Raw genomic sequence first — 295 nt, 5'->3', positions numbered from 1 at the left:
TGTATTGAGTTGTTTGTTGTTGTTTGGTGTCGGCGGTTTCTTACTCTCCCACAACCTCCCGGTTGCAGTACCATCAGCGTTAGCAGGCTTAGCTTCCGGGTTCGGAATGGGTACCGGGCGTTTCCCTGCTGCTATAGGCCACCGACAAACACTCGGGGCAACGTCTGGTTGCTGGTGTTGTGTCAGATACTGTGTAGTGGACGCGAACACGGCAGTGTGATTATTTTACTGTTGTGTTTGTTGTTGACACACCCTAAAGAATGGGTGTGTGTGTTTGTTTTGGTCTATTAGTACC

General features: G+C 49.5%; 1 rRNA gene. It reads right to left on the bottom strand.

What is annotated here, in order from left to right:
• Positions 1 to 27: 27 nt before the first annotated feature.
• Positions 28 to 146, bottom strand: a 5S ribosomal RNA gene (rrf, locus tag HMPREF2967_RS07850).
• Positions 147 to 295 lie beyond the last annotated feature (149 nt).

The organism is Corynebacterium sp. HMSC059E07 (assembly GCF_001814395.1).
Classification (GTDB): Bacteria; Actinomycetota; Actinomycetes; order Mycobacteriales; family Mycobacteriaceae; genus Corynebacterium; species Corynebacterium hesseae.
The sequence above is the reverse complement of the archived record's forward strand: the minus strand, read 5'-3'. Positions and strand labels throughout refer to the sequence as shown.